A 19786-nucleotide genomic window follows, 5' to 3' on the forward strand; every position below is an offset into this window, starting at 1 on the left:
TCGAAGAAAATTGCTGCGCATTATAGCTAATATGGGCGCTATGTCATAAAGTTGAGGGCCTATTTCTTTCGAGGGACTGTACTGTGTTGACGTTATCCAGGCTTTTCATTCATCCCGTCAAATCCATGCGCGGCATTGGACTGACTCACGCCCTGGCAGACGTCAGCGGTCTGGCTTTTGATCGTATTTTTATGATCACCGAACCTGATGGCACCTTCATTACCGCGCGCCAGTTTCCACAAATGGTGCGCTTTACTCCTTCGCCCCTGCATGACGGCCTGCATCTGACCGCGCCGGATGGCAGCAGTGCGCTGGTGCGTTTTGCTGACTTTGCACGACAGGATGCGCCAACGGAAGTCTGGGGTAACCATTTCACCGCACGCGTCGCCCCGGATGCCATTAACCAATGGCTAAGCGGCTTTTTCTCCCGAAACGTACAGCTCCGCTGGGTGGGGCCACAGCTTACTCGTCGCGTTAAACGTCACGCGGGTGTGCCGCTGTCCTTTGCCGATGGTTACCCTTATCTGCTGGTTAACGACGCTTCGCTGCGCGATCTGCAACAGCGCTGCCCCGCAGGCGTTCAGATTGAACAGTTTCGCCCGAACATCGTGGTGTCAGGCGCAGCCGCATGGGAAGAAGATACCTGGAAAGCGATCCGCATTGGTGATGTCATTTTTGATGTGGCGAAACCGTGCAGCCGTTGTATTTTTACCACCGTCAGCCCGGAAAAAGGGCAAAAACACCCTTCCGGCGAACCGCTGGCAACGCTGCAAACGTTCCGTACCGCGCCCGATAACGGTGATGTCGATTTCGGACAAAACCTGATTGCGCGTAACAGCGGAGTGATTCGCGTCGGCGATGAAGTGGAAATTTTATCCACCGGCCCGGCTCGCGTTTACGGGGCCGCTGATACCGAGGATCTTCATGACACTGGCGGCACACCGCAGGCGGCGGCAACGGTTACCATCGACTGGCAGGGACAGGTGTTTCAGGGGAATAATCAGCAAGTGCTGCTCGAACAACTGGAAAATCAGGGGATTCGGGTTCCCTATTCGTGTCGGGCGGGAATTTGTGGCTGCTGTCGTATCAAACTGGTGGAAGGGGAAGTAAACCCGCTGAAAAAATCAGCGCTGGGTGATGACGGCACCCTGCTCAGTTGTAGCTGTGTACCCAAAACGGCGCTGAAGCTGGCACCTTAAACCGCTTGTTCCAGGCTGAAGCTGTCGGAACGTAACTGCGGCTTCAGTCGGTCATTCATGATTTTAATCGCGTCGCCAAGCTGCATGGTGCGTCCGGCCACCACAACGCACGGCTGCGCCAGCAGACACAGCGCCGCGTTTTCGCCAGGTTCTACCACCAACAGACTGATTTGTTCCTGAGTATCACTCAGCCAGACACAGGCCGCATCGCCCGTCGTGGGCGACCAGTTCTCACCGTGCGCCACAAAGTGCCAGCTCTTCGGCATTTGCGGTTTCAGATAGCGAATCGCCACCAGCGCATTGAGCACCAGTTCCGCGCGCTGCTCTTTTGACAGGTCAAGGTCACGGCATTTTTCTTCAAAGGAGAAATAAAGCGCGGCATCATCCACACAAAAACCAGACGGCGCGAATGCATCCGGAGTGAGCATTTTGCGGGCAAAACGCGAGCGAAATAACATGCCATTGGCTAAGTCGAGCATCATTCGGTCATGCTCTTCGTCATAATACCAGCGCCAGTTATCGTCAGGTTTAATTCGCATTGTTTTCTCCCCCCTCTCCATCGCCCCGTTGCAAAAATGTCCTTTTTCACCGCTTCGTTTATTACCTTAAATAAGCAAAGCCTAAAATGTTTAAATTAGCAACAGTGAAAGAATATAAAACAACCAGGCGCGGAAATAAACCCCTGGTTGTCTGATATTCTGATAAAGAGAGAGAATTAATCAAATATGCGTGACGATTTCTTTAATCAGTGGCGGCCCCTTAAAAATAAAGCCAGAATAGATCTGAACCAGTGACGCCCCGGCAGCCATCTTCTCCCGCGCGGCAATGACAGAGTCGATTCCGCCGACACCAATAATCGGTAACTGACCTTTTAATTCCTGAGACAGGCGGCGAATAATTTCTGTACTTTTTAATTGCAGAGGGCGGCCACTTAATCCACCCATTTGATCGCAATTTTTCATTCCCTGAACCAGGGAACGATCGAGTGTCGTATTGGTGGCGATGACACCATCAATATTATGACGTACTAAACTATCAGCAACCTGGATCAATTCTTCCTCAGAAAGATCCGGCGCGATCTTTACGGCGATCGGAACATATTTATGGTGGATCGTTTGCAGATCGTTTTGCTTATTTTTAACCGCCGCCAGTAAATCATCCAGCGCCTCACCATATTGCAGTGAACGTAATCCCGGCGTATTCGGTGAGGATATATTAATCGCAATATAACCGGCACAGGAATAGATTTTTTCCATACAAATCAGATAGTCATCTTTACCTTGCTCAACCGGCGTATCTTTATTTTTGCCAATATTAATCCCGAGTACACCATCGTAATTTGCTTTCTTAACGTTCTCAACCAGGTTATCCACACCGTGGTTATTAAAACCCATACGGTTGATCAAACCTTCAGCATCGACCAGGCGAAAGAGTCGCGGCTTATCGTTGCCTGGCTGTGGACGCGGTGTCACAGTGCCTATCTCGATCGACCCAAATCCCATCGCGCCGAGAGCGTCAATACACTCGCCGTCTTTGTCCAGACCAGCGGCCAGACCAAGAGGATTTTTAAACGTTAATCCCATGCAGGTTACCGGTTTTGCGGGCACTTTCTGGCGGATCAACGCTTCAAGCGGCGTTCCCGTTACCCGGCGTAATTGCTGAAATGTTAATTCATGAGCGCGCTCAGGATCGAGCTGGAAAAGGGCTTTACGAACGAAGGGGTAGTACATGAACTCTCCTGGATTCCCGGTGTGCAAACCGGGGGCGTATTATGGGCGATATTGCCCAAAAAGGGAATTGACCTGTGGCAATAAAAGCAAACGTTTCCCTTGCTGCGATCTTTTTATGCAATTTTCAGCTTTTCTATGCCGCATAAATCATTTCGATTCCCCATTCCCCTCTGTCAGACTGCAAAAATGTTATCAATATTAAATAAAAATGAACTTTCAGTTATAAGGGGAGAATGCATCTATGCGCGTCATTACTCTGGCGGGAAGCCCACGCTTTCCCTCCCGTTCCAGTGCTCTGCTTGAGTACGCCCGGGAAAAACTCAATCAGCGGGACGTGGAAATTTACCACTGGAATCTGCACAATTTTGAACCCGACGATCTGTTATATGCCCGTTTTGACAGCCCGGCCCTGAAAACACTTATTGCACAGTTGAATGAGGCCGATGGCCTCATTGTCGCCACGCCAGTCTATAAAGCGGCGTATTCCGGCGCGCTAAAAACGTTGCTCGATCTGCTGCCGGAACGGGCGCTGGAAGGCAAAGTGGTGTTGCCGCTGGCAACGGGCGGCACCGTTGCGCATCTGCTTGCTGTTGATTACGCACTGAAACCGGTGCTCAGCGCTCTGAAGGCGCAGGAAATCCTTCACGGTGTTTTCGCCGATGATTCACAGGTCCTTGATTACCAGCATAAGCCCGATTTCACCCCCAATTTACAACTACGCCTTGATAGCGCGCTGGAAACGTTCTGGTACGCCCTGCATCGCCGGGACATCAAGGTTCCCCCTGTTGCTACCCTGCGAGGTGCGACCCATGCGTAATTTTATTCATCTTCGCAAGGCGTGGCTGGCATTCGCTGGACTTCTGGCTTTATCCGGTCTGGCACAGGCAGAACCCTCTCCTGCTACGCTGCGTATCGGTTACCAGAAAGGCAGCGTCAGTATGGTTCTGGCGAAAAGCCATCAACTTCTGGAAACACGCTATCCGCAAACCAAAATCACCTGGACAGAATTCCCGGCCGGACCACAAATGCTGGAAGCCCTGAATGTCGGCAGTATTGATCTGGGCAGCACCGGGGACATTCCCCCTATTTTCGCTCAGGCCGCCGGTGCGGACCTGGTGTATGTCGGTGTTGAACCACCGAAGCCCAAAGCGGAAGTGATTCTGGTTCCACAAAACAGTCCCATCAAAACCGTGGCGGAACTGAAAGGTCATAAGGTGGCATTTCAGAAAGGGTCCAGTTCGCACAACCTGTTGCTGCGCGCGCTGCAACAGGCAGGACTGAAATTTACGGATATTCAACCTATCTATTTGACGCCCGCCGATGCCCGTGCAGCCTTTCAGCAGGGTAACGTCGATGCCTGGGCCATCTGGGATCCCTACTATTCCGCGGCATTATTGCAGGGTGGCGTGCGCGTACTGAAAGACGGTAGCGATCTGAAACAGACGGGATCGTTCTATCTCGCCGCGCGACCGTATGCTGAGAAAAATGGCGCATTCATTCAGGGCGTGCTGGATACCTTCAGTCAGGCGGACGCATTAACCCTCAGCCAGCGTCAGGAAAGTATTGCGCTGCTGGCGAAAACAATGGGGCTGCCGGAACCGGTGATTGCCTCGTATCTCGATCATCGCCCGCCAACCACCATTTCACCGGTCAGCCCCTCCGTTGCGGCTTTGCAACAACAAACGGCAGATCTGTTTTATGACAACCGCCTTGTCCCGAAAAAAATCGATATCCGCCAGCGCATCTGGCAACCCACGCAACAGGAAGGAAAATCATTATGAGCCTGAATATGTTCTGGTTTTTACCAACGCACGGTGACGGTCATTATCTGGGCACAGAAGAAGGATCCCGCCCGGTCGATCACGGTTATTTACAGCAGATTGCCCAGACGGCGGATCGGCTGGGATTTACCGGCGTGCTGATCCCAACCGGACGATCCTGCGAAGACGCGTGGCTGGTCGCGGCATCCATGATCCCGGTGACCCAGCGTCTCAAGTTTCTGGTGGCGCTGCGACCGAGCGTGACGTCTCCTACCGTCGCCGCACGACAGGCAGCCACGCTCGACCGGCTCTCCAACGGTCGTGCGCTGTTTAACCTCGTCACCGGTAGCGATCCGCAGGAACTGGCAGGCGACGGCGTGTTTCTCGATCACAGTGAACGGTATGAAGCCTCTTCTGAATTCACCCAGGTCTGGCGTCGTTTATTGCAGGGTGAAACCGTGGATTTCAACGGCAAGCATATCCACGTTCGCGGGGCAAAGCTGTTCTTTCCGCCGATCCAGCAGCCGCACCCGCCACTCTATTTCGGCGGCTCTTCTGACGTCGCTCAGGACCTGGCGGCAGAGCAGGTCGATCTTTATCTCACCTGGGGCGAACCGCCAGAACTGGTGAAAGAGAAGATAACCCAGGTGCGCGCCAAAGCGGCGGCGCGTGGACGTACCCTGCGTTTTGGCATTCGTCTGCATGTCATTGTTCGTGAAACCAACGAAGAGGCATGGCAAGCGGCAGACAGACTGATCGCCCATCTTGATGACGACACCATTGCGAAAGCACAGGCAGCCTTCGCCCGCACTGACTCTGTCGGTCAGCACCGGATGGCGGCACTGCATAACGGTAAACGCGACAAACTGGAAATAAGCCCCAATCTGTGGGCAGGCGTCGGTCTGGTGCGCGGTGGCGCAGGAACCGCGTTAGTGGGTGACGGCCCAACGGTGGCGGCACGGATCAATGAGTATGCGGCGCTGGGCATTGATAGCTTTGTGCTTTCTGGTTATCCGCATCTGGAAGAGGCTTACAAGGTCGGGGAACTGCTGTTCCCGCATCTGGATGTGGCAGTACCTGAAATCCCACAGCCACAGCGCTTGCACCAGCAGGGCGAAGCGGTGGCGAATGAATTTATCCCGCGTAAAGCGGCGCAAAGTTAAGGAGTAAGAGGATGGCAACGCCAACCAAAAAATGGTTATTACGCGTTGCTCCCTGGTTTTTACCGGTGGGCATCGTGGTCGTCTGGCAACTGGCTTCCTCCGCTGGCTGGCTTTCCGGGCGAATTTTCCCTTCACCGGAAGGCGTGGTGACCGCTTTCTGGACCCTCTCCGCCAGCGGTGAACTTTGGCAGCATCTGGCGATCAGTTCCTGGCGGGCGCTGATTGGCTTTTCCATCGGCGGCTCGATTGGCCTGACGCTGGGGCTTATCAGCGGCTTATCGCGCTGGGGTGAACGCCTGCTGGATACCTCAATCCAGATGTTGCGTAACATCCCGCATCTGGCGCTGATCCCGCTGGTTATTTTGTGGTTTGGCATTGATGAAACCGCCAAGATCTTTCTGGTGGCTCTGGGTACGCTTTTTCCCCTCTACATCAACACCTGGCACGGGATCCGCAATATCGATCGCGGCCTGGTTGAGATGGCGCGTAGCTATGGGTTATCCGGTTTTTCACTGTTTCTTCATGTGATCCTGCCTGGCGCCCTGCCCTCTATTATGGTCGGCGTGCGCTTTGCCCTGGGACTGATGTGGCTGACGCTTATCGTGGCGGAAACCATTTCGGCCAATTCCGGGATCGGGTATCTGGCGATGAATGCGCGGGAATTCCTGCAAACGGATGTCGTTGTTGTCGCCATTATTCTTTACGCTCTGCTCGGCAAACTGGCTGATATCAGCGCGCAGATACTGGAGCGCTTCTGGCTACGCTGGAACCCGGCTTATTATGTAAAGGAGGCCACCGTATGAACACCGCCCGCCTGAACCAGGGTACGCCGCTTTTGCTGAATGCGGTGACAAAAAAGTACGCGAATCACACCGTCCTGAACCGGCTCGATTTACACATTCCGGCAGGCCAGTTTGTCGCCATTGTCGGCCGTAGCGGCGGTGGAAAAAGTACGCTGCTGCGCCTGCTGGCGGGACTCGAATCGCCGAATGCGGGTGAACTGTTAGCCGGGACGACGCCGCTTGGCGAGAACCAGGACGATACCCGCATGATGTTCCAGGATGCCCGACTTCTGCCGTGGAAGTCTGTTATTGATAACGTAGGGTTGGGACTAAAAGGAAACTGGCGGGACAACGCGCGTCAGGCGCTGGCAGCGGTCGGACTGGAAAACCGGGCCGCAGAATGGCCGGCGGCGCTTTCCGGTGGGCAAAAGCAGCGAGTCGCCCTCGCCCGCGCGCTGATTCACCGCCCGGGTTTACTGTTGCTGGATGAACCGCTTGGCGCTCTTGATGCGTTAACGCGTCTCGAAATGCAGGAGCTTATTGTCTCATTATGGCAGGAGCACGGTTTCACTGTGCTGCTGGTGACGCACGACGTCAGCGAAGCCGTCGCGATGGCTGATCGCGTGTTGCTTATTGAGGATGGCAAAATCGGGCTGGATCTGACTGTGGATCTTCCGCGACCACGTCGCATGGGATCGGTACGTTTAGCAGAACTGGAAGCCGATGTATTGAACCGGGTGATGCAGCGTGGGGTAACGGAACAGCCGCTCCGTCGGCATGGATAAGCGTTCAGGATCTTCCAGGCCCGGTAAGCGTGAACGCCGCCGGGCATTTTTGCCGGATGGCGGTTTTACCGCCTTATCCGGCCTACAAAACGACGGGTCAACGTCTCAGACTAACGCTTTGGTTATCTTCTCAAACAGATCGCCGGAAAGATCCTTCAGCCCTTTCAACTGTTCAAGCGCCGCACGCATTTTTTCCTGACGTTTGGCATCATAACGTTTCAGACGGATCAACGGTTCAATCAAACGTGAGGCTACCTGCGGGTTACGACTGTTAAGATCGGTAAGCATCTCCACCAGGAACTGATAGCCACTGCCATCCTCCGCATGGAACGCCGCCGGGTTGCTGCCTGCAAACGCGCCAATCAGTGAACGAATACGGTTCGGGTTACCCATGCTGAATGAACGGTGTTTCAACAGACGACGTACCGTTTCCAGGACGTTATCCGCCGGGCTGGTCGCCTGCAGGATAAACCATTTGTCCATCACCAGACCGTCCTGATGCCACTTATCGTCATATTCCTGCATCAGCGCATTCCGGCACGGCAACTGCGCAGCGACAGCCGCAGACAGCGCCGCCAGCGCATCGGTCATGTTGTTGGTTTCATGATACTGCTTGCTTACCAGCGTGTCCGCCAGCGTCGTTTCACCAAAAGCCAGGAAACGCAGACAGGCGTTACGCAACGTGCGCTTGCCAATGTCCGCATGTTCTACGCGATACTCAGCCTGATGATTGGCGTTATAAATCGCCAGGAACTCATCCGCCAGTTCAGTCGCCAGCGTACGCGTTAACGCTTCGCGAACTTCCGCAATCGCCAGCGGATCGATGATATCAAACAGTTCGGCCATTTCGTTCGCGGAAGGCAGCGTCAGGATTTCCGCCGCCAGCGCCGGATCGATCTTCTCGTCCAGTAATACCGCACGGAAAGCGTCTGCCACATGAACTGGCAAAGAGAGCGGTTGCCCCTGCTGATGACGCGCTACATTCAGCTTGATATACGTTGCCAGCAGGCTTTGCGCCGCGTCCCAACGGGAGAAGTCGTTGCGGGCATGGCGCATCAGGAATGTCAGTTGCTGATCGCTCCATTTATACTCCAGTTTCACCGGAGCAGAAAACTCGCATAGCAGCGCCGGTACCGGCTGGAAATAAACGTTATCGAACACAAACGTCTGCTCCGCCTGCGTGACGTTCAGCACCGCGTTAACCGGATGCCCGCCTTTTTGCAGCGGAATTACCTTGCCTTCGTTGTCGTACAGTTCAATGGCAAAAGGAATATGCAGGGGCTGTTTTTCAGCCTGGTCTGCCGTTGCCGGCGTGCGCTGGCTTATCGTCAGTGTGTACTGCTCGGTTTCCGGGTTGTAGTCATCTTTAACCGTGACAACCGGCGTGCCGGACTGGCTGTACCAGCGGCGGAAATGGGACAGATCGACGTTTGAAGCGTCCTCCATCGCCTGAACAAAATCATCACAGGTGGCCGCACTGCCATCATGGCGCTCAAAATACAGTTGCATCCCTTTCTGGAAATTCGCTTCGCCCAGTAAGGTATGAATCATACGAATCACTTCCGCGCCCTTCTCATAAACGGTCAGGGTGTAGAAGTTGTTCATCTCAATGACCATGTCCGGGCGGATGGGATGCGCCATCGGGCTGGCATCTTCGGCAAATTGCAGGCCACGCATTGTGCGTACGTTGCTGATCCGGTTAACCGCGCGGGAACCGAGATCTGAACTGAACTCCTGATCGCGGAAAACGGTAAGCCCCTCTTTCAGGCTCAACTGGAACCAGTCCCGACAGGTGACGCGGTTACCGGTCCAGTTGTGGAAATACTCGTGACCAATGACACGTTCAATATCGAGATAATCTTTGTCGGTTGCGGTATCGGTGCGCGCCAGCACGTATTTAGAGTTAAAGATATTAAGGCCTTTGTTCTCCATCGCGCCCATATTAAAAAAGTCGACGGCGACAATCATATAGATGTCGAGATCGTACTCCAGGCCGAAGCGCTCTTCGTCCCACTTCATGGAGTTCTGCAACGATGTCATCGCCCACGGCGCACGATCGAGATTTCCCCGGTCAACATACAGCTCCAGCGCCACTTCACGCCCGGAACGGGTGGTGAACGTGTCACGCAAGACGTCGAAATCACCGGCAACCAGCGCAAACAGATAGCATGGTTTCGGGAACGGATCCTGCCACTGAACCCAGTGACGACCGTTTTCCAGTTCGCCTTCGCCAGTACGATTGCCGTTTGAGAGCAGGAAGGGATACTTCACTTTGTCAGCGATGATTTTGGTGGTAAAACGCGCCAGTACATCCGGACGGTCGAGATACCAGGTGATATGACGGAAACCTTCTGCTTCGCACTGCGTACACAGCGCATCGCCTGATTGATACAGGCCTTCCAGCGCCGTGTTCGCCGCCGGGCTGATTTCATTAACAATACGTAACGTAAAACGCTCAGGCAGCTCGCTTATTACCAGCGCACCCTCTTCTTCTTTATATGCAGTCCACGGCTTATCGTTGACGTGAAGAGAGACCAGCGTCAGATCTTCCCCGTCCAGCTTCAGTGGGGCATCCGATGCGCCATGACGAACAGCCTGACTCACTGCCGTGACCACCGTTTTTTCAGCGTCCAGGTCAAAGGTCAAGTCAATATCAGTAATCTGGTAATCCGGCGCACGGTAGTCGTGGCGGTATTTGGCTTGTGGCTGTTGTGTCATAAAAAAACCTTTAGCATCTTTTGAAGAGTCTCGACTCCAGTCTATTCCTGTTGCGTAAAACGCGCTACGCAGAATGTTCATCTTTTCAGGGACAAACACTCATTTTGCTACATTTTTATAACACGCGGCACGAAATGCACTCGACCCCAACATCAGCTTATGGTGTGATCGGGGTTCAATAAATCGCTAAACAAGGTATACTCCAGCGGTTTTCTTAGTTGTTTATTGTACTAAACGCTCCCGCGAGAGGATGCTACTGCGCACCTATGACACAATTCGCTTCTCCTGTTCTGCACTCGTTGCTGGATACAGATGCTTATAAATTGCATATGCAGCAAGCCGTATTTCACCACTACTATGATGTGCAGGTAGCGGCTGAATTTCGTTGCCGTGGCGATGACCTGTTGGGGATCTACGCCGATATTATTCGCGAGCAGGTCAATGCGATGCAGCATCTGCGGCTTCAGGATGAAGAGTATCAGTGGCTCTCTGGCCTGCCGTTCTTCAAAGCGGATTACCTCAGTTGGCTGCGCGATTTTCGCTATAACCCGCAACAGGTTACTGTCAGCAATGACAACGGGAAACTGAATATCCGTTTAACCGGCCCCTGGCGCGAAGTCATTATGTGGGAAGTCCCGCTGCTGGCCGTAATCAGCGAACTTGTCCATCGCTATCGCTCGCCGGAAATGGGCGTCGCACAAGCCCTTGAAACGCTGGAGTCTAAATTAGTCGATTTCTCTGCGTTAACCGCCAATCTCGATATGTCCCGCTTCCATCTGATGGATTTTGGTACCCGCCGTCGTTTTTCTCGCGACGTGCAGCAGGCCATTGTGCAACGTTTGCAACAAGAGCCGTGGTTTGTCGGCACCAGCAACTACGATCTGGCCCGCCGCCTGTCGCTCACGCCAATGGGGACACAGGCGCACGAGTGGTTCCAGGCGCATCAGCAAATTAGTCCCGAGCTCGCCACCAGCCAGCGCGCCGCTCTGGCCGCATGGTTGAATGAATATCCGGATAAACTGGGTATCGCGTTGACGGATTGCATTACGATGGACGCCTTTTTACGCGACTTTGGCGCTGAATTCGCCACGCGCTATCAGGGACTGCGTCATGATTCAGGCGATCCGGTTGAATGGGGCGAGAAGGCTATCACCCATTATGAAAAATTAGGTATCGATCCACACAGCAAAACGCTGGTGTTCTCCGATAACCTTGATCTGCATAAAGCAGTCGAACTTTATCGCCACTTCTCTTCTCGCGTAAAACTCAGTTTCGGTATCGGCACACGACTCACCTGTGATCTCCCCCAGGTTAAGCCGCTGAACATTGTCATCAAGCTGGTCGAGTGTAACGGCAAACCGGTGGCAAAACTGTCTGACAGTCCCGGCAAAACGATTTGTCACGATAAAGCCTTTGTTCGGGCGCTGCGTAAAGCATTCGATTTACCACATATCAAGAAAGCCAGTTAATCTTCTCAGGGAGTCGCATCGACTCCCTTTTCACGTTTATTTCTGAAATCTTTCTCTTTGCCTGTGAATTCTGCTTGTCTGATTGCAGATGCCAGGTAACATAGGAATCCCCCCTATTTCGGGGGACATCTTTTTATATATCGGACTATTAACAGAGAGAATATTATGAGCGTTGTGCCTGTAGCCGACGTACTCCAGGGCCGCGTAGCCGTTGACAGCGAAGTCACCGTGCGCGGATGGGTACGTACCCGCCGAGATTCAAAAGCTGGCATCTCCTTCCTCGCCGTTTATGACGGTTCCTGCTTTGATCCTGTACAGGCCGTCATCAATAATTCTCTGCCCAATTACAATGAAGAAGTGCTGCGTCTGACCACAGGCTGCTCTGTTATCGTGACCGGTAAAGTGGTTGCCTCTCCTGGACAAGGACAGAGTTTTGAGATTCAGGCGACAGAGGTTGAAGTCAGCGGTTGGGTTGAAGATCCCGATACTTACCCGATGGCCGCCAAGCGCCACAGCATTGAGTACCTGCGTGAAGTCGCACACCTGCGTCCGCGTACCAACATGATTGGTGCCGTCGCACGCGTTCGTCATACGCTGGCTCAAGCACTGCATCGCTTCTTCGATGAGCAGGGTTTCTTCTGGGTTTCAACCCCGCTGATAACTGCCTCAGATACCGAAGGTGCCGGCGAGATGTTCCGCGTGTCGACACTGGATCTGGAGAACCTGCCGCGTAACGATCAGGGCAAAGTTGACTTTGACAAAGACTTCTTTGGTAAAGAATCCTTCCTGACGGTATCCGGTCAGTTGAACGGCGAAACTTACGCCTGCGCGCTGTCGAAAATCTATACCTTCGGCCCGACGTTCCGTGCGGAAAATTCCAACACCAGCCGTCATCTGGCGGAGTTCTGGATGCTGGAGCCCGAAGTCGCGTTCGCCAACCTGAATGACATTGCCGGCCTGGCGGAAGCCATGCTGAAATATGCATTCAATGCCGTGTTGACTGAGCGTGCTGACGACATGAAGTTCTTCGCAGAGCGCGTGGACAAAGATGCCATTAACCGTCTGGAGCGCTTCATTGAGGCAGATTTCGCCCAGGTGGATTACACCGATGCCGTAGCCATTCTGGAAGAGTGCATTAAGAAAGGCAGAAAATTCGAGAACCCGGTTTACTGGGGCGTAGATCTGTCTTCCGAGCACGAACGTTATCTGGCTGAAGAACACTTTAAAGCGCCGGTAGTGGTTAAAAACTATCCGAAAGACATTAAAGCGTTCTATATGCGCCTTAACGAAGACGGTAAAACCGTCGCAGCGATGGACGTTCTCGCTCCGGGCATTGGTGAAATCATCGGAGGTTCTCAGCGTGAAGAGCGTCTGGATATTCTGGATGCGCGTATGCTTGAAATGGGCCTGAACAAAGAAGATTACTGGTGGTATCGCGATCTGCGTCGCTACGGTACCGTTCCACATTCCGGTTTCGGTCTGGGCTTCGAGCGTCTGATCGCCTATGTCACCGGTGTGCAAAACGTACGCGACGTGATTCCCTTCCCACGTACGCCTCGTAACGCGTCGTTCTAATAACCATTTCCACAAAGGCCAGTTTTACTGGCCTTTTTTACTCGCGTAAAATGTTATTTTTTGTGTGTATAAGTCAGCAATTCTCCGATCCCTGTCATTAAATTCCCGCATCTGTGACCAGACATTACGCTGTAATATTTGCGTACAAAAAATAAACCGCATTATTATTGCGGATTAGTATTTTCTCATCAATAGCATGGTTTTTAGACACATTCACAGCATTCCAGACGTCCATAAACTGCCATAAGCAAAATCGAATACGGCTACTTTCTGTACATGCCTTTTCTTTTATCTAAATTAAAGATAAGAAAATCATATAAATAGATAAGGGTGGCGAGTTTTGAAACTGAAATCGTTTCGAAGTTTGAAGTCGTTCACAAAGTTCCAAAAATTCAACATTTGGTTACATATTTTTTCTTTTTGAAACTAATTCTTTACCTTTGTAGCACTTTCACTGTAGCGAAACCCTGGTTTGAATGGAAAGATGCCTGTCAGACACATAAAGACACCAAACTCTCATCAATAGTTCCGTAAATATTTATTGACAGAATTTATTGACGGCAGTGGCAGGTGTCATAAAAAAACCAATGAGGGTAATAAATAATGATGAAGCGCAATATTCTGGCAGTGGTAATCCCTGCCCTGCTGGTAGCCGGCGCAGCTAACGCTGCAGAAATCTATAACAAAGACGGCAACAAGCTGGACCTGTACGGTAAAGCTGTCGGTCTGCACTATTTTTCTAAAAACAATGGCGAAAACAGCTATGCTGGCGATGGCGACCAGACTTATGCTCGTCTTGGCTTCAAAGGGGAAACACAGATTAATGACCAACTGACCGGTTACGGCCAGTGGGAATACAACTTCCAGGGTAGCAATTCCGAAGGTGGTTCTGACGCACAGAATGGCAACAAAACCCGTCTGGCCTTCGCAGGTCTGAAATTCGGTGACGCTGGCTCCTTCGACTATGGTCGTAACTACGGGATCGTATACGATGCGCTGGGTTACACCGATATGCTGCCAGAATTTGGTGGCGATACCGCATACACCGATGACTTCTTCGTAGGTCGTGTGGGCGGCGTTGCAACTTACCGTAACTCCAACTTCTTCGGTCTGGTTGAAGGCCTGAACTTTGGCGTGCAGTATCTGGGTAAAAACGAGCGCGCAAGCAGCTACGAAGTTGACCCAACCGATCCGACCAGCAACAACTTCAGCGATGTTCGTCGTTCTAACGGCGACGGCGTTGGCGGTTCAATCAGCTATGAATTCGAAGGCTTCGGCATTGTCGGTGCTTACGGCGCAGCTGACCGTACCGATGCACAAGAGAATCCGCTGCTCCGTGGTCAGGGCAAAAAAGCTGAGCAGTGGGCAACCGGTCTGAAATACGATGCGAACAACATCTATCTGGCAGCGAACTACGGTGAAACCCGTAACGCTACCCCGATCAGCGGTGGTTTCGCGAACAAAACTCAGGACATCCTGTTAGTGGCTCAGTACCAGTTCGACTTCGGTCTGCGTCCGTCCATCGCTTACACCAAGTCTAAAGCGAAAGACGTAGAAGGTGTTGGTAGCGAAGATCTGGTGAACTACGTTGAAGTCGGTGCAACTTACTACTTCAACAAAAACATGTCTACCTATGTTGACTACATCATCAACCAGATCGATTCTGACAACAAACTGGGCGTAGGCTCTGACGACACCGTCGCTGTCGGTATCGTATACCAGTTCTAATAGCAGAGCCCTTTGCTAAATGCCTAAAAAACAGGACTTCGGTCCTGTTTTTTTATGCCGAATAGCAAAATCTTGCGACTTCACAAAACCTACGGACTTTTCATCACTAACGGTTGGCATTTTGTAAATCTACCGTTAACCTGATAACGGATTTCCCTTCAGTAACCACAATGGAACCTCGTCATGTTTGAGAACATAACCGCCGCTCCTGCCGACCCTATTCTGGGTCTGGCCGATCTGTTTCGTGCTGATGACCGTCCTTCAAAAATTAACCTTGGGATCGGTGTCTATAAAGATGAAACTGGCAAAACGCCAGTGCTGACCAGTGTTAAAAAAGCCGAGCAGTATTTACTCGAAAATGAAACAACAAAAAACTACCTCGGCATTGACGGTATTCCGGAATTCGGCCGTTGCACACAGGAATTGCTGTTCGGCAAGGGCAGCGCGCTGGTTAGCGACAAGCGTGCCCGCACGGCGCAAACACCAGGCGGTACCGGCGCTCTGCGCGTCGCGGCAGACTTCCTGGCGAAAAATACTTCGGTAAAACGCGTATGGGTGAGCAATCCAAGCTGGCCGAATCATAAGAGCGTTTTCAATTCTGCGGGTCTTGAAGTCTGCGAGTACCGTTATTACGACGCAGAGAACCATTCTCTGGATTTCGACGCGTTGCTGAACAGCCTGAACGAAGCCCAGGCGGGCGATGTTGTTCTGTTCCACGGCTGCTGCCACAACCCAACCGGTATTGATCCCACGCTGGAGCAATGGCAGACCTTAGCCCAGCTTTCCGTAGAAAAAGGTTGGTTACCGCTGTTCGATTTCGCTTACCAGGGCTTCGCCCGCGGTCTGGAAGAAGATGCGGAAGGCCTTCGCGCGTTTGCCGCGCTGCACAAAGAGCTGATCGTTGCGAGTTCCTACTCTAAAAACTTTGGCCTGTATAACGAACGCGTGGGAGCTTGTACGCTGGTAGCCGCGGATGCGGAAACCGTTGACCGCGCTTTCAGCCAGATGAAATCGGCGATTCGTGCAAACTACTCCAACCCTCCGGCCCACGGTGCGTCCGTTGTTGCAACAATCCTTAGCAACGATGCGCTCCGCGCAATCTGGGAGCAGGAACTGACCGACATGCGCCAGCGCATTCAGCGTATGCGTCTGCTGTTTGTGAATACCCTGCAGGAGAAAGGTGCTGAGCGCGATTTCAGCTTTATCATTAAGCAAAATGGAATGTTCTCTTTCAGCGGCCTGACCAAAGAACAGGTTCTGCGTCTGCGTGAAGAGTTTGGTGTCTACGCGGTGGCTTCCGGCCGTGTAAACGTTGCCGGTATGACACCGGATAATATGGCGCCGCTGTGTGAAGCGATTGTCGCCGTGCTGTAAGGATTCACTCAAAAGATAAAGCCCGCGCGCGGATGCGGGCTTTTTTTGTCGGATGGCGACTCACGTCTTATCCGGCCTGGCAGGAATTATCGTTCTGTTACCAGACAGGCATTTCATCTTGCAGGAACGGATTATGCAACCGTTCGTAGCCCAGCGTCGACAGCGGTCCATGACCGGGAATAAAGGTCACATCATCGCCCAGTGGCAGCAACTTACGTTTGATTGAGTCAATCAGCTGGTTGTGATCGCCGCGCGGGAAATCACTGCGCCCTACGCCGCCTTTAAAAATCACATCGCCTGAAATAAGAAGCCGGGAATGCTCGTCAAAGAAAACAACGTGTCCGGGCGTATGACCAGGGCAATGTAACACCTGTAAAGTCACATTCCCTACGCTGACACGGTCTCCTTCGTTAAACCAACGGTCCGGAGTCAGTGGCTGACACTCACCCAGGCCAAACATGCGACTCTGAGCAGGTAATCCCTGCAGCCAGAACTCATCTTCTTTTTCCGGCCCGAATACCGGTACGGCATAATGCTGCGCCAGTTCCGCCGCAGCCCCGACATGATCGAGATGCCCATGCGTAAGCAGAATCTGTGTCAACGTTACGCCACTGGCGTCCACTTCCTGTTTAATTTTCCCGGCATCGCCGCCAGGATCGACAAGCGCAGCAAGACGCGTTTGCTCACACCAGATCAATGAGCAGTTCTGGGAAAAGGCGGTGACCGGAATAATACGATAGTTCATACTGCTCCTGTTTCGTTAATCACCAGTGCCGCATCGGCCCGGTGTCAATATGCACAAAGTTACTGCGTGGGTAGTATCCTACACCACCTGCGCGCAGAGATAACGCGGCTTTGCGAATATTACTTAACGAAATCCCTTCAATGTGAAAATCCATGGCCTGGCCTTTCGTGTGATAGCTTTGCTTTGCAACCCCACGACTGCGAGAACGCAATTCATTATTGGTATCCAGCGACCGGTAGCCGGATATCAACTGCACTGGTTTGCGGGTTCCCAACAACCCCTGCAAACGAAAAAGCTGGTCGAAAAGCCTCGGATCGATGGACTTTACCTTATTCGCGCGGTAGTCACGGAAAAAATGGTTAAGTTTGGCTAATTCATCCTGAATATAAGCTCTGCCATCAAAAAATTCCGCTTTAATTGACTCTCCCGTATGGAGGTTGTTGAGAGTCAAAATGCGCGGACGCGGGGTAGAGAGTGTGGCAAATGCAGGCGAAGGTAAGATGGCGGCGCCGAGGGCAGCCCCACCTAACACCAGCAGTTTGCGGCGATTAGCGTCAAATGTATCCATGGTAATAAGGTCTACAGGTCAAGAGTTATCGTCTATATGCTTCAGCGCACGGGAGGCACCTTAACTGGCAACAAAGCCGCCGTCAAGATAACCTGACTCCAGTAATGGCGGGGCTTCTGGCCCGATGCCCCTGTCACTGCCAACTATTACGACAACAGATTAACCAGAACGTCTTCATTTACCTGATTAATTGTTCTGCTTTTGCCACGATTTGTGCGCTGGATCGCGCTGTGAGATCATAATTGTAAATATCTGTACGATACTGCGTGCGTCCATCCGCGCCAACAAATGCCGTCAGGTAGTAAAGGTTAACCGGGATTGTCTGGCGGATATTGACATAGCGCGTATCGCCCTGCTTCAACGCATCGGAAATCCGCGTATCGTTCCAGCCCGCATCCTGTAGCAACATATTCGCCAGTTCCGACGCTTTGTTCACGCGTACACAACCCGAACTCAACGCCCGGGTATCTCTCTGGAACAGATTATGATTTGGCGTATCGTGTAGATAGATGGCATCTGAACTTGGCATATTGAACTTGTAGCGGCCAAGTGAGTTATGCGCGCCGGGTGCCTGCTGAAAGCGGAACGGCAGGTTTGACGGCGTGATCGTTGACCAATCAACCTGCCAGGGATCTATCGCCTCTTTACTGTTCCAGCCGCGCATCACCGTATAGCCATGACGTTCGAGGTAGCCCGGATCGTTCCACAGTTTTGGCAAAATATCTTTTCGCGCCAGCGTCGGCGGGACATTCCACGGCGGGTTGACCACCACATTATTCAGCGCACTACTCATCATTGGTGTTTTACGATCAGGACGTCCGACAATGACACGGGATGCCAGCACCTCATTGCCGTTCTGATAATAGACCAGCGAGTATGCCGGAATATTGACCATAATTCCCGTCGACAGCTCCGCCGGGAGCAGACGCAGACGCTGGATATTGAGCGCCAGCACGCCCGCACGCTGCGCCGGGGTCACATTTAACCAGTCACGTGTGGCAGGTCCAATGGTCCCGTCCGCCCCCAGTCCCTGCCAGGACTGGAAACGCTTAACGGCTTCGACGAGCTCGTTATCATAGGCCGCACGTACCGCCGGAGCCGGCTTACTGCGCGGTGCGTTCTGATCAACATTAGCCGCAGATGGACTCACCACCGCTTCTGCGGATGTTCCATCTTCAGGCAGCGCAATTTTTGGCCCGCTTTCCAGCATTCCGGTGCGCTGCAGGATTTCACGCAGTGCCGGTACATCATTACTCCACTGACCCGGTCGCAGCGTCGTTTTGCTGGTTAACTGCGGCCACGGGCGAGAATCTCCGACCAGTTGCACTAGCGAAGCATGCATCGACGCATATTGCGGATGCTGAGGCGCCAGTTCGGCAATGAATGTCGGGAGCTGCCCATTATCCAGCGCAACCTGCCACTGGTTAATCACCGACAGCGGCGGCGTCGCCAGCGCATACGGCTTACTGCTGTAAAGCCAGCGATTCCCTTTTACCGGAATATTAGCGAGAAAGTGGAGATAACCCATCATGGCATCGGACAGCACCAGATCGCGCGTCAAACCGTTGACGGACGGATCGGTCAACAGGGCCACCCAGGTCGTAAATTGCGGCTGGAAACCGGCAATAGCCACCTCAGCAAGCTGCTGCTGGAACGCTTTGGTGGCGTCGCGATTTTCCCACATCGGTTTCATATCGCGTGCTGCGTAGAGCAGTTCAAGCTGGTTCATATACACCGGCGTGTAGCCAGCGGGGAGATGTGACTGCAATTCAGTACGCGCTTTTTCCGCCGCCCCTTCAGGGAGAGGCTGTAAACCCGCCATCATGGCAGTTGCCGCAGATTGCGCCTGCGGCTGAGCGAGGCTTTGCTCACTGGCAACAACAGGTGCATCGCCAGGAATAACTTCAGGCTCATCGGCCTGAACACTGAACAGTGGAGCGAATGCTACAGCCAGACACAAACTCATTGCCGAAAGCCGACGACCACTCATTTTTTTAAGCAACATCCCTTGCCCTCTGGTTACATTACGACATGCTCACATCTACCGGAGCTTTATTTTATTATAGAAAGGCAAAGATGTGATTGCCTAACCTAATGTAAAGAAGTTTAAAGAAAATCGGTGGAGGTTTTGCCGGATGGCGGCTGACGCCTTATCCGGCTTACATAAAATCGCCATATCAATGCGTTATA

16 protein-coding genes are annotated in these 19786 nt (G+C 52.7%); 10 read left to right on the top strand and 6 right to left on the bottom strand.

Features of this window, described 5'->3' with window-relative positions; genetic code table 11:
• The first annotated feature begins 83 nt into the window (after positions 1-83).
• Positions 84-1199, top strand: coding sequence for a YcbX family protein (locus WB371_RS03150; protein ID WP_336218676.1), 1116 nt, complete (start codon positions 84-86; stop codon positions 1197-1199).
• Here the strand turns inward: WB371_RS03150 and zapC are convergent.
• Positions 1196-1738: a cell division protein ZapC gene (zapC, locus tag WB371_RS03155; protein ID WP_336218677.1), complete on the bottom strand. Its 543-nt coding sequence runs from the start codon at positions 1736-1738 to the stop codon at positions 1196-1198. The two genes, WB371_RS03150 and zapC, sit on opposite strands and share 4 nt — an antisense overlap.
• A 180-nt stretch (positions 1739-1918) precedes the next feature.
• The gene (pyrD, locus tag WB371_RS03160) at positions 1919-2929 is read right to left on the bottom strand and encodes a quinone-dependent dihydroorotate dehydrogenase (RefSeq protein ID WP_336218678.1); all 1011 of its coding nucleotides are present in this window, start codon (positions 2927-2929) and stop codon (positions 1919-1921) included.
• 241 nt (positions 2930-3170) lie between these two features.
• Between pyrD and ssuE the strand changes: the two genes are divergently transcribed.
• The 5 genes from ssuE to ssuB are packed head-to-tail and all read left to right on the top strand — an operon-like array spanning position 3171 to position 7419.
• Complete coding sequence (gene ssuE, locus WB371_RS03165) at positions 3171-3746, top strand: NADPH-dependent FMN reductase (protein WP_336218679.1); 576 nt, start codon at positions 3171-3173, stop codon at positions 3744-3746.
• On the top strand, positions 3739-4710 hold the full coding sequence (locus WB371_RS03170; protein ID WP_336218680.1) for a sulfonate ABC transporter substrate-binding protein: 972 nt from the start codon (positions 3739-3741) through the stop codon (positions 4708-4710). Before ssuE ends, WB371_RS03170 begins: the two co-directional genes overlap by 8 nt.
• Positions 4707-5852, top strand: coding sequence for an FMNH2-dependent alkanesulfonate monooxygenase (gene ssuD, locus WB371_RS03175; protein ID WP_336218681.1), 1146 nt, complete (start codon positions 4707-4709; stop codon positions 5850-5852). The genes WB371_RS03170 and ssuD overlap by 4 nt, the downstream gene beginning before the upstream one ends.
• An 11-nt stretch (positions 5853-5863) precedes the next feature.
• Positions 5864-6655, top strand: coding sequence for an aliphatic sulfonate ABC transporter permease SsuC (gene ssuC / locus WB371_RS03180; RefSeq protein WP_336218682.1), 792 nt, complete (start codon positions 5864-5866; stop codon positions 6653-6655).
• Positions 6652-7419 carry an aliphatic sulfonates ABC transporter ATP-binding protein gene (gene ssuB, locus WB371_RS03185; protein WP_336218683.1) on the top strand — a complete coding sequence of 256 codons (768 nt, stop codon included), beginning with the start codon at positions 6652-6654 and terminating at the stop codon, positions 7417-7419. The genes ssuC and ssuB overlap by 4 nt, the downstream gene beginning before the upstream one ends.
• Before the next feature lie 105 nt (positions 7420-7524).
• Here the strand turns inward: ssuB and pepN are convergent, their stop codons facing one another.
• Complete coding sequence (gene pepN / locus WB371_RS03190) at positions 7525-10137, bottom strand: aminopeptidase N (RefSeq protein WP_336218684.1); 2613 nt, start codon at positions 10135-10137, stop codon at positions 7525-7527.
• 266 nt (positions 10138-10403) lie between these two features.
• Between pepN and pncB the strand changes: the two genes are divergently transcribed.
• The 4 genes from pncB to aspC all read left to right on the top strand — a co-directional run bounded on the left by pncB (position 10404) and on the right by aspC (position 16283).
• Positions 10404-11606 (top strand): nicotinate phosphoribosyltransferase, encoded by a 1203-nt coding sequence (gene pncB, locus WB371_RS03195; RefSeq protein WP_336218685.1) that lies wholly within the window; start codon positions 10404-10406, stop codon positions 11604-11606.
• A gap of 165 nt (positions 11607-11771) precedes the next feature.
• On the top strand, positions 11772-13181 hold the full coding sequence (asnS, locus tag WB371_RS03200) for an asparagine--tRNA ligase (RefSeq protein ID WP_336218686.1): 1410 nt from the start codon (positions 11772-11774) through the stop codon (positions 13179-13181).
• A 603-nt stretch (positions 13182-13784) separates the two neighbouring features.
• Positions 13785-14909 carry a porin OmpF gene (gene ompF / locus WB371_RS03205; protein ID WP_336218687.1) on the top strand — a complete coding sequence of 375 codons (1125 nt, stop codon included), beginning with the start codon at positions 13785-13787 and terminating at the stop codon, positions 14907-14909.
• A gap of 183 nt (positions 14910-15092) precedes the next feature.
• Positions 15093-16283 (top strand): aspartate transaminase, encoded by a 1191-nt coding sequence (gene aspC / locus WB371_RS03210; protein WP_336218688.1) that lies wholly within the window; start codon positions 15093-15095, stop codon positions 16281-16283.
• Positions 16284-16380: 97 nt separating this feature from the next.
• Here aspC and WB371_RS03215 read toward each other — a convergent pair whose 3' ends face one another.
• The 3 genes from WB371_RS03215 to ldtD form a co-directional block, all read right to left on the bottom strand.
• A complete protein-coding gene (locus WB371_RS03215; RefSeq protein ID WP_336218689.1) occupies positions 16381-17028 on the bottom strand; it encodes an MBL fold metallo-hydrolase in 648 nt (215 codons plus the stop codon).
• Between the two features lie 19 nt (positions 17029-17047).
• A complete protein-coding gene (locus WB371_RS03220) occupies positions 17048-17596 on the bottom strand; it encodes a YcbK family protein (protein WP_336218690.1) in 549 nt (182 codons plus the stop codon).
• 178 nt (positions 17597-17774) lie between these two features.
• Positions 17775-19601, bottom strand: a complete 1827-nt coding sequence (gene ldtD / locus WB371_RS03225; protein ID WP_336218691.1) for a L,D-transpeptidase — start codon at positions 19599-19601, stop codon at positions 17775-17777.
• Positions 19602-19786 lie beyond the last annotated feature (185 nt).

This window comes from Citrobacter amalonaticus, from assembly GCF_037053465.1.
Taxonomy (GTDB): Bacteria; Pseudomonadota; Gammaproteobacteria; order Enterobacterales; family Enterobacteriaceae; genus Citrobacter_A; species Citrobacter_A amalonaticus_H.